12 protein-coding genes are annotated in these 13282 nt (G+C 66.0%); 5 read left to right on the top strand and 7 right to left on the bottom strand.

What is annotated here, in order from left to right:
- The first annotated feature begins 139 nt into the window (after nucleotides 1-139).
- The 3 genes from IRG63_RS00750 to IRG63_RS00740 are packed head-to-tail and all read left to right on the top strand — an operon-like array spanning nucleotide 140 to nucleotide 3233.
- Entirely contained in the window at nucleotides 140-1399 is a 1260-nt protein-coding gene (locus tag IRG63_RS00750; RefSeq protein WP_370566143.1) for an ABC transporter ATP-binding protein, read from the top strand.
- Nucleotides 1375-2949: a hypothetical protein gene (locus IRG63_RS00745; RefSeq protein ID WP_193508901.1), complete on the top strand. Its 1575-nt coding sequence runs from the start codon at nucleotides 1375-1377 to the stop codon at nucleotides 2947-2949. Before IRG63_RS00750 ends, IRG63_RS00745 begins: the two co-directional genes overlap by 25 nt.
- A gap of 17 nt (nucleotides 2950-2966) precedes the next feature.
- Entirely contained in the window at nucleotides 2967-3233 is a 267-nt protein-coding gene (locus IRG63_RS00740; RefSeq protein ID WP_193508900.1) for a DUF3039 domain-containing protein, read from the top strand.
- A gap of 131 nt (nucleotides 3234-3364) precedes the next feature.
- Here IRG63_RS00740 and IRG63_RS00735 read toward each other — a convergent pair whose 3' ends face one another.
- Entirely contained in the window at nucleotides 3365-4621 is a 1257-nt protein-coding gene (locus IRG63_RS00735) for a nicotinate phosphoribosyltransferase (protein ID WP_193509533.1), read from the bottom strand.
- Between the two features lie 93 nt (nucleotides 4622-4714).
- Here IRG63_RS00735 and murI point away from each other — a divergent pair, with 93 nt between their 5' ends.
- The gene (gene murI / locus IRG63_RS00730) at nucleotides 4715-5557 is read left to right on the top strand and encodes a glutamate racemase (protein ID WP_193508899.1); all 843 of its coding nucleotides are present in this window, start codon (nucleotides 4715-4717) and stop codon (nucleotides 5555-5557) included.
- Nucleotides 5554-6282 carry a ribonuclease PH gene (gene rph, locus IRG63_RS00725; RefSeq protein ID WP_193508898.1) on the top strand — a complete coding sequence of 243 codons (729 nt, stop codon included), beginning with the start codon at nucleotides 5554-5556 and terminating at the stop codon, nucleotides 6280-6282. Before murI ends, rph begins: the two co-directional genes overlap by 4 nt.
- Here the strand turns inward: rph and IRG63_RS00720 are convergent.
- The 6 genes from IRG63_RS00720 to IRG63_RS00695 all read right to left on the bottom strand — a co-directional run bounded on the left by IRG63_RS00720 (nucleotide 6279) and on the right by IRG63_RS00695 (nucleotide 13248).
- Entirely contained in the window at nucleotides 6279-7304 is a 1026-nt protein-coding gene (locus IRG63_RS00720) for a branched-chain amino acid ABC transporter permease (protein WP_193508897.1), read from the bottom strand. The genes rph and IRG63_RS00720 overlap by 4 nt on opposite strands.
- Entirely contained in the window at nucleotides 7301-8173 is an 873-nt protein-coding gene (locus tag IRG63_RS00715; RefSeq protein ID WP_193508896.1) for a branched-chain amino acid ABC transporter permease, read from the bottom strand. Before IRG63_RS00715 ends, IRG63_RS00720 begins: the two co-directional genes overlap by 4 nt.
- A gap of 67 nt (nucleotides 8174-8240) precedes the next feature.
- Complete coding sequence (locus IRG63_RS00710; RefSeq protein ID WP_168627954.1) at nucleotides 8241-9485, bottom strand: ABC transporter substrate-binding protein; 1245 nt, start codon at nucleotides 9483-9485, stop codon at nucleotides 8241-8243.
- Nucleotides 9486-9523: 38 nt separating this feature from the next.
- Nucleotides 9524-10216 carry an ABC transporter ATP-binding protein gene (locus IRG63_RS00705; RefSeq protein ID WP_168627953.1) on the bottom strand — a complete coding sequence of 231 codons (693 nt, stop codon included), beginning with the start codon at nucleotides 10214-10216 and terminating at the stop codon, nucleotides 9524-9526.
- Nucleotides 10209-10961 (bottom strand): ABC transporter ATP-binding protein, encoded by a 753-nt coding sequence (locus IRG63_RS00700; RefSeq protein WP_168627952.1) that lies wholly within the window; start codon nucleotides 10959-10961, stop codon nucleotides 10209-10211. Before IRG63_RS00700 ends, IRG63_RS00705 begins: the two co-directional genes overlap by 8 nt.
- A 307-nt stretch (nucleotides 10962-11268) precedes the next feature.
- Nucleotides 11269-13248, bottom strand: a complete 1980-nt coding sequence (locus tag IRG63_RS00695; RefSeq protein WP_193508895.1) for an NAD-binding protein — start codon at nucleotides 13246-13248, stop codon at nucleotides 11269-11271.
- Nucleotides 13249-13282 lie beyond the last annotated feature (34 nt).

The following is a 13282-nucleotide window of genomic DNA, read 5'->3' as shown; positions in this document are numbered from 1 at the left end:
GGTTTTCGTTCGGACACCCCGTTGTGCTCGCTAGAGTTTACCGGTGGGTCTACGTCCGAGCCTGTGAGCTTGGTGCAACGTAGTCATTTCGTGATAGAACGCCGAGTTTTGGCCGTGAGAGTTGTGATTGCCTTGTACGGTGGGGTCTGTGGAGCCGGAGTCGACGATCGCTGACGTACGAGAGTCAATCGACTCGCGTGAAGTCTCCCATGTCGAGTCGGATTCCGGCCGCAACATTGAGGCACCCATCCAATCGCCTGAGAGTCCTCTGTCAGTCGACCGCTTCCTCGACCGCTTTGATGCGCTCATCGAACGGCTGAAGGCCGAATCTGAGGCGTCCGCGGCCGCCGTCGAGTCGCATCCGAGCGTGGACATCGTCGCGCCAGTGGTCCGTGCAGACGAGCTCGTCGTCGTGGAGAAACCCAAGCGATCCGTCCCGGATGCTGTTTCCAAGCCGGTTCGCGCGATTCCGGCCGCCGCCGAGACTCGTGCGCCGGCGAAGCCGAAGACGCCAGCTCGTTCCAAGACGCAGTCTGCGGTTCGTCCCGCTCCTGCCCGCTCACCACGGGTCAAGTCGGAGCCACCGCCAGCTCCGCCGGCGACAACGCCCAAGCGAGCACCGCGCCCGCGTCCCACCGGCAAGACGCTCGTGAGCTTGCAGGGCCTGAGCAAGGACTTCGGCGGCTCTGTGGCCGTCGACAACATCGACCTGGATGTGCCGGCGGGCTCGATCTTCGGCATCGTCGGACCCAACGGCGCAGGCAAGACCACGACGCTTGGCATGATCAGCGGCATGCTGCGCCCGAGCGCGGGCCACATCACGATTGCCGAGGCGGACGTCTGGAAGGACACCGCCATCGCGAAGCAGCAAATGGGCATCCTCCCCGACCGGATGCGCGTGTTCGACCGCCTCACCGGACGCCAACTGCTGCACTACTCCGGCGTTCTTCGCGGGCTGCAGCCATCCGTCGTCCGCCAGCGCACCGCAGACCTGGCGGCCGCGTTCGGCATCGAGGAGGCGCTCACCCGCCTGGTCGCCGACTACTCGGCGGGGATGGCCAAGAAGGTCGCACTCGCAGCGGCGATGATCCACTCTCCGAAGCTGCTGGTGCTCGACGAACCGTTCGAAGCAGTTGACCCGGTTTCGGCGGAGCGCATCAGCCACGTGCTGCGCCGGTTCGTTTCCTCTGGTGGAACCGTCATTCTCTCCAGCCACAGCATGGAGCTGATCGAGAACCTGTGCGACTCCGTTGCGGTCATCGTCGAGGGCAAGGTCATCGAGTCCGGCTCGATCGAGGAGGTAAGGGGCTCGGTCACGCTTGAGGAGCGCTTCGTCGAACTCGCGATCGGTGCGGATGCGGCGGAAGGACTGGAGTGGTTGCACACTTTGTCCGACTGAAGTTCGACCTTCTCCGCAACGCCGCCCGCCGCGAACCCCGCCACCTGATCGGCGTTCTGCTCATGCTGATCTACGGGCTCGGCGCTGCCTGGTTCGTCACCGTCGGCCTGGCGCGGCTGAAGGATGCCGACCCGGTCTTCACCGGTGACGTGACCGTCGCGGCCGGCACGGCCATCCTCGCGCTGTTCATCCTCGTGCCGCTGGTCTTCGGCGTCGATGACCCGCTGGACCCGCGCCAGTTCTCGGTATTCGGACTGAAGCCCGGCCAGCTCGCGGTCGGCTTGGGGGTCGCGTCACTTGTCGGCATCCCCGCGTTCGTGATGACGGTGGTCGGACTGGCGCAGGTCGTCGCGTGGAGCGCACATCCGGGCGCATCCGCCGTCGCCATGCTGTGCGTGCCGCTGATTGTCGCCACGTGCGTGTTGTGTGCCCGCATCACCGCGTCCCTCGCATCCCTGTTCCTCGCCACCCGACGGGAGCGCGAGACCAGCGGACTGATCGTGCTGCTCGCCTTCGTGGTCGCCTCGCCGATCGCGGTGGTGATGCTCTCCGCGCAATGGCGGCCGTCGGCGGTCGCCGCACTCGGGAAGGTCGCGGATGTCACCGCCTGGACGCCACTCGGGGCCGCCTGGGCCGCGCCCGGCGATGCCGCGGTCGGCAACGGCGGCGCCGCCGTCGGCAAGCTGCTGATCGCGGTGGCGTTCCTGGCCGGCCTGTGGCTGATCTGGCGTTTGCTCGTGGAGCGGATGCTGAACTCGCCAGTGAGACGGCAGCGGGTGCGGCCGTACCTCGGGATGGGCTGGTTCCGCGCCCTGCCGGGCACCGCATCCGGGGTCATTGCGGCGCGCAGCCTGAGCTACTGGGGCCGCGACGTCCGCTACAGGGCCTCGTTCTTCATCCTCCCGTTCGTGCCGGTCGTGCTGATCGGCGTTCTCGCGATCGCCGGGGTGCCGCTGTCGGACCTCGTGCTGCTGCCGGTCACGATCCTGTGCTTCTTCCTGGGTTGGGCCACCGTGCACAACGATGTCGCCTACGACAATTCGGCACTGTGGCTGCATGTCTCGGCCAACGTCTCGGGCACCGCCGACCGCTTCGGCCGGACGGTCCCTGCGCTCGCGCTCGGGGCGCTGGTCATCGGGTTCGGCTCGCCGCTCACCGCGTGGCTCTTCGGCGCCCCGGATGCCTTGTGGACGATTGCCGCGGTCGCCGCGTGCACCCTGCTCGTCGCCTTGGGCGTCTCGAGCGTGGTCTCGGCGTGGACGCCGTACCCGGCACCGCACCCGGGGGACAGCGCCTTCGCGCAGCCGCAATCCGGTGGAAGCCGGGCGTCGACGGTGCAGGTCATGTCAATCCTGGCCATCGCCGTGCTCGCGGCGCCGACGGTGTATCTTGCGGTGCAGTCCCTCAGCAACGGCGGGGATGGGCAGTTCCTGGTGGTGCTGCTCGGCTTCGGCAGCGGGCTGGCCGTGCTGACGGCGGGCGTCCTGGTCGGTGGTGCGATATTCAAGCGGCGGGCACCCGAGCTGCTCGCATACACCATGCGCTTCTAGTCGATTAAGCTGGAGCCATGAGCAGCATCGAACCGGACAAGACGGGCGGCGGCGTCGACACGCTGGACCGCGAACTTGAGGAGCTGCTGAATCAGGAGCAGATCGAGGAGGGCGACCACGAGCGCTTCTCCCACTACGTGCCGAAGAACAAAGTGCTCGAGTCGGCTCTCACCGGCAAGCCCGTCCGTGCGTTGTGCGGGAAGCTGTGGACGCCCGGTCGCGACCCGGAGAAGTTCCCGGTCTGCCCAACCTGCAAAGAGATCTACGAGAAGATGAAGCCGTAGGGCTTCACCAACTTCCCTCTCCTGCCCGCAGTCACTCTGTCTCCGTCCCACGCGAATGCGCGTGAATTGTGCGAGCGAGCGCGCAATCTCCCGTGCGCTCGCACTATTGGGCGGCGTTCGCGGGGAGTGGGCTACTCGTACACCGTCGGGATGGCCGGCTCTCCGCGCGTGAGGCGGAACGCATCGGCCGGCAGCTCGTGGAGCACCAGCTCCCGGTGCTCGCGCGCGAGCCTGGTCCCCGCAGCGCCTAGGTACTGGGGGTCGGCCTCGCCGTCCGTCATGAGCGGCACGAGTAGTTCGCGGCCGACATCCTCGGCCGGCGGGTCAACGCTCACCTGCAGGAGTTCCTGCGTCGCCTTGTTGTCCCGACCGTAGGTTCGCGTCGCCCACTTGCGACCGGCGATGGAGACCTTTCCGGTCGACTTCTTGGCGACAGGCACCCAGCCGCCGTCGCCATCCTCGTGCGCCACGAGCTTGTAGACCATCCCGGCGGCGGGGGAGCCCGACCCGGTCACGACCGACGTGCCCACCCCGTAGGCATCCACCGGCGCAGCGGCAAGCGCGGCGATCGCATGTTCGTCGAGGTCATTGGTAACGGTGATCTTGGTGTTGTGCGCGCCCAGCTCGTCAAGCTGCCGGCGCACGTCGGTGACCAGCGACGGCAGGTCGCCGCTGTCGATGCGGACGGCACCGAGCTCAGGGCCGGCGATGGCGACGGCACGCTCCACCGCCGCCGCGATGTCGTAGGTGTCAATGAGCAGGGTGGTGTCAGGGCCCATCGCTGCGACCTGGGCGCGGAACGCGTCCTCCTCCGTGTCGTGCAGCAGCGTGAAGGAGTGGGCAGCGGTGCCCATCGTCGGGATGCCCCAGGTGCGCCCAGCCTCAAGGTTGCTGGTCGAGGTGAAACCGGCGATGTAGGCGGCGCGGGCCGCGGCAACCGCCGAGTGCTCGCCGGTGCGGCGCGACCCCATCTCGGCGAGCGGACGACCGGATGCCGCGGTGACCATCCGGGATGCGGCGCTGGCGACAGCGCTGTCGTAGTTGAGCACGCTCAGAGCGAGGGTTTCGAGCAGCACCGCCTCGGCGAAGGTGCCCTCGATGACAAGCACCGGCGAGCTGGGGAAGTACGCTTCGCCCTCGCGATAGCCCCAGATGTCGCCGCGGAAGCGGTAGTCGGCCAGCCAGTCGAGGGTGGGCGCGTCGACTACGTCGTTCTCGCGCAGCCAGTCGAGCTCCGGCTCGGTGAAGCGGAACCGGGAGACCAGCTCGAGCAGCCGTCCAGTGCCTGCGACGATGCCGTACCGGCGGGCGCCGGGCAGCCGGCGTCCGTACACCTCGAAGATGCACCGGCGGGAACCGGTTCCGGAGCGGAGGGCCGCCTCCACCATGGTGAGTTCGTAGCGATCGGTGTGCAGTGCGGTCGACGTCACACCCCCGAGCCTAGATCAGCACTCAGATGGTCGCCGCTAGAATCGTCTATCGTGACCGACGCACCCATAGGGATCTTCGACTCTGGCGTCGGCGGGCTCACCGTGGCGCGGTCGATCATCGACCAGCTGCCGCACGAATCGATCGTCTACGTCGGCGACACCGCACACTCCCCGTACGGGCCCAAGCCGATCGCCGAGGTGCGCGAGTACGCGCTCGCGGTGACCGACGACCTGGTCGCGAAGGGCGTGAAGCTGCTGGTGATCGCCTGCAACACTGCCTCCGCCGCGATGCTCCGCGACGCGCGTGAGCGCTACACCGAGGGCATGGGCATCCCCGTCGTCGAGGTCATCCAACCGGCGGTCCGCGCCGCCGTTCGGCAGACAGCGAACAAACGAGTCGGCGTGATCGGAACGGTCGGCACCATCAAGTCGAAGGCGTATGAGGATGCCTTCGCCGCGGCATCCGACATCGAACTAATCACTCAAGCCTGCCCCCGCTTCGTCGAGTTCGTCGAGGCCGGTGTCACGTCCGGCCCTGAGCTGTTCCGCGTCGCCGACCACTACCTGTCGCCGCTCAAGGAAGCGGGGGTCGACACCCTGGTGCTCGGCTGCACCCACTACCCGCTGCTGCGCGCCCCCATCCAGTTCGTCATGGGCCGCGATGTGCGTCTGGTGTCCAGTGACGACGAGACCGCGTACGACGTGTTCCGCACGCTCGTCAAGCACGACCTGCTGCGCCAGGCATCCGAGAAGCCCACCTACCATTTCGAGGCGACCGGCAGCAGCACGACCGAGTTCATGCGCCTCGCGCGGCGATTCCTCGGCCCCGAGGTCTCCGAGGTCGAACTGGTCGAGACTGGAACCATCAGCCAACACGAAGGACTAAACGAATGACCCAGCGCCACGACGGCCGAGCAGCCGATGAGCTGCGCCACATCACCATCGAGCGCGGATGGAGCGAGCAGGCCGAAGGGTCGGCGCTCATCTCCTTCGGCAAGACGAAGGTGCTGTGCACCGCGTCCTTCACCAACGGGGTTCCGCGCTGGATGACCGGCAAGGGTCGCGGCTGGGTCACCGCCGAGTACTCGATGCTGCCGCGCTCCACCAACGAGCGCATGGACCGAGAGTCGGTAAAGGGTCGCATCGGCGGTCGCACCCACGAGATCTCCCGGCTCATCGGGCGCAGCCTGCGCGCGGTGGTCGATACGAAGGCGCTCGGCGAGAACACCATCGTGATCGACTGCGACGTGCTGCAGGCCGACGGCGGCACGCGCACCGCGGCGATCACCGGCGCCTACGTCGCGCTCGCGGATGCGCTCGAATGGGGCCGCTCGCAGGGCTTCATCGGCAAGAACTCGCGGCCGCTGCACGACAGCGTCGCCGCGGTCAGCGTCGGCATCGTCGACGGCACGCCGATGCTGGACCTGGCCTACGTCGAGGACGTCCGCGCGGAGACCGACATGAACGTCGTGGTCACCGGGCGTGGGCTGTTCGTGGAGGTGCAGGGCACCGCCGAGGGCGCACCGTTCGATCGCAGTGAGCTCGACTCCCTACTCGACCTCGCGGTCGCCGGGGGAGCCGAGCTCACGGCGCTCCAGTCGGCGGCACTCGCCGGCTAGCTGCGCTTCCGCGAGACGATCGCCTTTCGCGCCTTCTCGATCAGCAGCGTGGCGGTTCCCCAGATCCCACGGCGGAACAGCAGCACGACGACGATGAAGATGCTGCCGGTGATGATGCCGATGCCGTCGAATCCGGATGTCGCGAGCGCGTCTTCGAGGAGCACGATCAGAGCCGCTCCCACCGGTCCGCCCCACAGCGTGCCCATCCCGCCGATGACGGTCATCAGCACGACCTTGCCGGAGGTGGTCCAGTCCAGCTCCTGCAGCGAGACGAAACCGTGGCTGATGGCGAACACGCCGCCGGCCAGCCCGGCGAGACCAGCCGACAGCACGAACGCGGCGAGCTTGTACTTCTCGACGTCGTAGCCGAGGGCTCTGGCGCGTGCCGGGTTGTCGCGGATCGACTGCAGCACCCGACCGAATGGCGAATGCACGATCCGCCACGCTGCCCACGCGCCGAGGATGATCAGCAGCACCGCAACGTAATAGAAGTAGAACGAGTCCGACTCGACCAGTTTGATGCCGAAGAAGTTGCTCGGCACACCCTGCAGGCCGTTCTCGCCGCCGGTCACGTCCTTCCATTGGTTCGCGACGAAGTAGATCATCTGCGCGAACGCGAGCGTCACCATCGCGAAGTAGATGCCAGCGCGACGCACCGACAGCCAGCCGATCGGCACCGCGATGATCATGGCCGCGAGCATGCCGCCGAGGATCGCCACCGGGAACGGCAACCCGGACTTGATCGCGATGAGCCCGGTGACGTACGCCGAGCTGCCCCAGAACGCCGCATGCCCGAACGACAGCAGACCGGTGTAGCCGAGCAGCAGGTCGACAGAGATGGCGAACAGCGCCCAGGCGGCAATGTCCATGGCCACCGGCGGGTAGATCATCCAGGGCAGAAGGAATGTCGCAATCAAGCCGATGGCGAGCAGCACGGTGCGCCGGATCATCCGGGAGCGTCGCGCGGCGGGATCCAGGAGGTAGCGGGTCTCCTGGGGTGTTTCGAGAACGGTCTCGCTCATACTGCTTCCTGCCGCCTTCCGAAAAGCCCGGCGGGTCGCACCAGGATGACGATTGCCATGAGGATGAAGATCACCAGTTGCGAGAAGCTGGGCGCATACGCCTGTCCGTAGGCCTCGACGAGGCCGACCAAAAAGCCGGCAACCACCGCGCCGAGGATCGAGCCGAGCCCGCCGATCACGACGATCGCGAACAGGACGATGATGAAGTTGCTGCCCATGCTCGCGGTGATCGCCCGGAACGGCGCGGCCAGCACGCCGGCGATGCCCGCGAGCGCGATGCCGAAGCCGAAGATCGGGGTCACCCAGCGGCCGACGTTGATGCCCAGCGCGCGTGTGCGCTCTGGCGCCTCAGTTGCGGCACGCACGATCATGCCGACCCGCGTCCTGGTGAGGAGCAGCCACACCGCAAGGCAGATGACGACTGAGAACGCGAACACGAACAGCTGGTATTTCTGAATCGACACCGACCCGATCGTGACCAGCCCCTCGAGGCCTGGTGGCACCTCGTAAGGGAGGCCGGAGACGCCGTACTCGCGCTTGACGAGGTCGACCAGCAGCAGCGCGAGGCCGAACGTGAGCAGGAAGTTGTACAGGATGTCGAGCCGCAGCAGCCATTGGATCAGCAGCCGCTCGATCAACACACCGAACCCGAACATCAGCAGCGGGATGATGACGAGCGCCGCCCAGAAGTTGATGTTGAAGGTGCCGAGCAGCACCGCCGCGCCGACGGCGCCGAGCATGTAGCAGGCGCCGTGGGCGAAGTTCACCACGCCGAGGGCGCCGAAGATCACCGCAAGGCCCAGCGCGGCGAGGGCGTAGAACCCTCCGGCCGACAGGCCCTGGACGGTGTACTGGATGAAATCTTCCATGTCCGAAGTTTCTTGGGTCTCGAGGGGGTGGACGGATGCGCCGCCCACCCCCGGTTGGTCAACTAGCTCAGAGCGAGCAGGACTCCTGCACCGGCGCGTACGCCTGCGCCGCGGGGAGGGTCGTGATGATCTCCTCGTAGTCCCACTCCTCCTTGACGTCGCCCGGGCTCTTCACCTTCGCGAGGTAGGTGTCGTGCGCGACGCTGTGGTCGGCGCGGATCTCGCCGTTGCGCAGGAACACGTCGTCGATCTTCTGGCCCTCCAGTTCGGCGACGACCGCATCCGCGTCATCCGTACCCGCCCGCTGGATCGCTTCGAGGTACTGGAACGCCGCGGAGTAGTTCGCCGCGTGCGCGAACGACGGGCGCGTGTCCGTGATCTCCATGAAGCGGTCAGCCCACTCGCGGTTCTGGTCGTCGTAGTTCCAATACCACGCGTCGGTGAAGGTGGTGCCGGCGAACTCTTCGACACCCAGTGAGTGGATGTCGGTGATGAACATGAGCCCGACCGCGAGCGTCGTGGTGTCGCGGGCGCCCGACTGGTTGAACTGCTTGACGAAGTTGATCAGGTCACCACCGGCCTGCATGGTGCCGATGACATCCGGGTTGGTCGACTGCGCCTTGGTGATGAAGGTCGCGAAGTTGTCGTTAGGGAACGGGGTCGCGATCGACTCGTTGACCGTGCCGCCCGCACCCTCGACCGCCTCCGAGAACGACTTCAGCATGTCCTGGCCGAACGCGTAGTCGGGGTAGACGATCGACCAGGTCTCGCCGCCGTCCTCCACCAGACCGGTTGCGCCCTTCGCGAGCATCTGGGTGTTGTAAGCCCAGTGGAAGGTGTACTTGTTGCAGGATGCGCCAGTCAGCTCCATCGTCGCGGCACCGATGTTGATGTACAGCTTCTGCTTCTCGGCGGCAACGGTGGACACCGCGAGCGCCGCCGACGAGGCCGGCACGTCGAGGATGATGTCGGCGTTCTGGCGGTCGTACATCGCCTGGGCCTGGGTGTTGGCGACATCCGGCTTGTTCTGGTGGTCAGCGGTGACCACCTCGATCTCGGATGCGACGGCGTCGTCGCCGTACTTCTCCTGGTAGTCCGCGATGGCCATCCGGACCGCCTCAACGCTGTTGGGACCGGACAGGTCCTTGTAGACGCCGGACTGGTCGTTGAGCACACCGATGACAACCTTGTCGTTGGTCAGCTCGCTGGTGGCGCCGGTCGACGGCCCGCCGCCGCCCGCACAGCCGGCCAGCAGCACGCCGCCGGCGACGAGCGTTGCAAATGCGGTGCCCGTCCTCTTGGTGATCCCCATTACGTATCTCCCTTGATAGGTGCTTGGTGTTGTGGTGGTCAGATCCCCAAGTGCACGAGAAGTTCGCTCTCGCGGGCCTGGAAATCGGCGTTGTCGAGCTGTTCGACAACACGTCCTTGGGCGAGCAGATAGTGACGGTCGGCGACGGTGGAGGCAAACTTCACGTTCTGCTCAACGAGCAGCACTGACACGCCCTCCTTCTTGATCTCGCGGATGATCTCGCCGATGCGCTGCACGATGACGGGGGCCAACCCCTCGCTCGGTTCGTCGAGCAGGAGTAGGCGGGACCCCATCCGGAGCACGCGCGCGATCGCGAGCATCTGCTGCTCGCCGCCGGAGAGCTGCGTGCCCATCGAGTTGCGGCGCTCGCGCAGCACCGGGAAGGCGTCGTACACCTTGTCCAGCGACCAGCCAGAGGAGTGCACGACCGGCGGCAGGGTGAGGTTCTCGGCGACGGTCAGTGACGCGTACATGCCGCGGTCATCCGGAACCCAGCCGATGCCCGCCTTGGCCCGCTGGTCGGGGGAGCGCTTGTCTACGGGTGCGCCCGCAAGGCTGATGCCGCCCTCGTAGTCGCGGTGCAGCCCCATGACGCACTTGAGCAGCGTTGTCTTGCCTGCGCCGTTGCGACCGACGAGGGTGACGACCTCGCCCGGATTGACGGTGACCGAAACGTCGGTCAGGACGCGGGCCTCGCCGTAGGACGCGGAGAGATTCGTGATGTCAAGCATGTGCCTGCCCCAGGTAAGCGGTGATGACCTTTTCGTCCTGCCGGACCTCCTCGTAGCTGCCCTCGACCAGGATCTGGCCCTGCTGCAGCACGGTGACCCGGTTCGCGAGGCTGCCGACGACGTGCATGTTGTGGTCGACGAAGACGATGGTGCGACCGGCGGCGATCCGGATGATGAGTTCGATCGTGCGGTCGACGTCGTCGATGCCCATGCCCGCCGTGGGCTCGTCGAGCAGCAGCAATTGCGGGTCGAGGGCGAGAGCGAGTGCGAGCTCGACCGCTCGCTTCTGTCCGTACGCGAACTGGCCGACCTCGCGCGTGGCATGGTCGGCCATCCCTACCTGATCGAGCAGTTCGAGCGCGCGGCCATGGAACTGCTCAAGGCTTCGCTCGCTGCGCCAGAACTTCAGGCCGAGACCGGTCGGGCTCGCGAGCGCCAGTTCGAGATGCTCGAGCGCGGTCATGTTGTCGAACAAGCTGGTGATTTGAAACGAGCGCGCAATGCCGAGGTGCGCGATGTTCTCGGGCTGCAGGCCGGTGATGTCCTTGCCGTCGAACGTGATCGTGCCCGAGGTCGGCGTCAGGAATCCGGTGAGCAGGTTGAAGAGGGTGGTCTTACCTGCGCCGTTCGGTCCTACGAGGGCGTGCACCGTGCCGCGCTCGACACTCAGGTCGACCTGCTTGACGGCGGTGAAGCCTCGGAAGTCCTTGGTAAGCCCGGATGCGGTCAGAAGGTGGTCGGTCACCGCGTTACCCCCGAGATGGGGTTCACAGACGGGGTAGAACTGTGGACTTCCGTGAGCACGGTATATTGCCTTCCCTACAGCGTTGGAGGGTTAAGACATAAACCTGACAACCGGTTCATGTGTCAGCGATCGTAGATCGGGCCGCGAGCGCTTGTCAATCATTCGGCGGCGCGCCCTAGGCTGAGCGGCGTGAAGCTTGTTCTCGCCACCCACAATGCCCACAAAGTCGAAGAGCTGCGCCGGATTCTCCACAGCCAGCTTCACGCCGACCCGGACCTCGGACTCGGCTCGGGTTGTGCCGCGAAAGTCACCTCGACGAGACCGATTTTTTACTGGGCGGTGGGGCAACGAGTTCCTGCCTGCGATCCCCCGAGACCGGGCTTCGCCATTGGTCCTCGGAAACGACCACGATCCGGTCGCCCGGCGCGAATTCGATGAGGTCGGACTTATCCGGGTTCAGCTTCACTCCGTAGCTCTCGGAAGCATCATGGGCGTGCGCGACCGTTCGATAGCCGATCGCCGTCTCGCCGCGTCGCCGTGCAGCCTCGAGCACTGCATAGAAGGTGACGGGCACACCGAGTTGCACATAGCGATCGGCCGGTTTGAGGTATACCTCCGACCCGACGCTTGAGAAGAGAGCGTCGAATACCTTCGCGAGAAGGCGGTTCTCCGACAGTTGCGACAGCGTGAGGCTGATGAGCTTGTCGCTCACGATGAAATCGTCGGCCTTCGTGACTTCGGCGATCTCCCGGTTTCGGTCGTCGAGCATTTCGCTGACGATATTGAGCGGAGCCCCCGCGCGATCGCCGATCTCGCGGAGGTGCAGGAGGGTGACGAGCGTCCTTGCGTCGGCCTGCTGGGTGTCGACCGTCTCCTGGTACGCGAGCACGATGATGTGGTCGAACGACGGCACGTCGAGGCTTTCGAGCATCGCCCTGTTCGTTGTATCCCCGTTGAGATACTCAACCGTCAGGCTGTCCAGCTCCGGCAGTGTCGGTGGTTCCTCTGCCGCGACGATGGTCACCTCCGAGCCGTGAGTCACATACTCATCGAGCCCCTGCAGAATCGCACTGAGTTTGGAGTTGTATCCGAGCACGAGCGTTCGCTCTGGCTGTCGATCGCCGTCGGCCGTCGCGAGGATGACCGCGCTGTCGATCGTTCCCGGCGCGCCGAGTCGCACCGTGCTGTCATCTGCGGAGATGACGATGAGCCGGTCGTCCGGTTCCAGAACCAGGTCGGCTTCCGGATTGAGCATGACCTCGTCGCCACGAGCGATGCCGAATACGCTCGACGAGGGAAAGGCTAGTTGCGCGTCGAAGTACGTTTGGCCGGCGAGGCCGGGCTGGGTGGTGAAGTAGATCTCATGGCCGCCGAAGTCGAGAAGCTCTGTGTACACCTCGCTCAGTCCACTCTGGCGGCAGGTTTGTACCGTGATCCGGCCGATGAGGTCGCGCACGAGTACCCAGCGCACCTCGTCACGACCGACGAGTTCCGCCGCCTCGAGGTTGTGGGCGTCCTGGAGTTCGCCCACGATGTTGAGCCGCTCGGTCCCGCGGCGCGGGTTGTTGGTGAGGGCGAGCGCCATCTTGATGACGACCGAGTCGGGGTCAGTGCTCCCCTCCGGCGCGATGAGGATGATGCTGCGCGCCGAGTGCGGATTGCCCAGTTCGAGGTCCTTCAGGTCCATCGGATCCCCGCTGCGGACGATGATACGGGTGGAGTTTCCGCGCGGTACAACGGCCCTGAGTTCGTCCTCGAGCTCCACCTTGTCGCGGTCAGCGAGGACCACGATGGCTGGCCGCTTGCGAGACTCGTTGGCAATGCACAGTTGGGCCACGATCGGCAGGACTTTCTGGCTCCAGCCCAGGATGAGCGTGTGGTCGGATTCGAGCACGCGCGAGCGGCCCTTGCGCAGATCCTCGACCTTGCGGTCGAAAGCCCCCGAGATGATGCCGATGAGGCTCGCCACCATGATGAGCCCGCCGATCGTGACGACGAGCATCGCGACGCGGAACCCCCAGCCCTGGTCGGCGCCCATCGTTCCAGGGTCGAGGGTGCGCATGAGGTTGCCCCACAGGACCTCGAAGAAGTTCGGCTCATCATAGGCATCGGTCTTTGGCGGGAAGAATTCGAAGACCACGACCACGAGCGCCACGAAGGCGATGAACACGAGGGTTGCGACTCCGAGCAGCCCCATGACGGCAATCGTGCCTCGCGCCATGACGTTGTCGAACCAGTATCGAAAGCGGTCGCGCAGCGTGGCTGGAGGCGATATACGGGTCGACATGGCCGTCATCCTAGTGTGAGTTCGACGACAGCGA

The sequence above is a fragment of the Cryobacterium sp. BB736 genome (genome assembly GCF_014980265.1).
GTDB lineage: Bacteria > Actinomycetota > Actinomycetes > Actinomycetales > Microbacteriaceae > Terrimesophilobacter.
The sequence above is the reverse complement of the archived record's forward strand: the minus strand, read 5'-3'. Positions and strand labels throughout refer to the sequence as shown.

Bases quoted from the DNA above. Each gene is read 5' to 3' on its own strand.
- IRG63_RS00740 (WP_193508900.1), top strand. From the start codon at position 2,967: ATGAGCAGCATCGAACCGGACAAGACGGGCGGCGGCGTCGACACGCTG.
- IRG63_RS00735 (WP_193509533.1), bottom strand. From the start codon at position 4,621: ATGGTGGAGGCGGCCCTCCGCTCCGGAACCGGTTCCCGCCGGTGCATC.
- rph (WP_193508898.1), top strand. From the start codon at position 5,554: ATGACCCAGCGCCACGACGGCCGAGCAGCCGATGAGCTGCGCCACATC.
- IRG63_RS00720 (WP_193508897.1), bottom strand. From the start codon at position 7,304: ATGAGCGAGACCGTTCTCGAAACACCCCAGGAGACCCGCTACCTCCTG.
- IRG63_RS00715 (WP_193508896.1), bottom strand. From the start codon at position 8,173: ATGGAAGATTTCATCCAGTACACCGTCCAGGGCCTGTCGGCCGGAGGG.
- IRG63_RS00710 (WP_168627954.1), bottom strand. From the start codon at position 9,485: ATGGGGATCACCAAGAGGACGGGCACCGCATTTGCAACGCTCGTCGCC.
- IRG63_RS00705 (WP_168627953.1), bottom strand. From the start codon at position 10,216: ATGCTTGACATCACGAATCTCTCCGCGTCCTACGGCGAGGCCCGCGTC.
- IRG63_RS00695 (WP_193508895.1), bottom strand. From the start codon at position 13,248: ATGTCGACCCGTATATCGCCTCCAGCCACGCTGCGCGACCGCTTTCGA.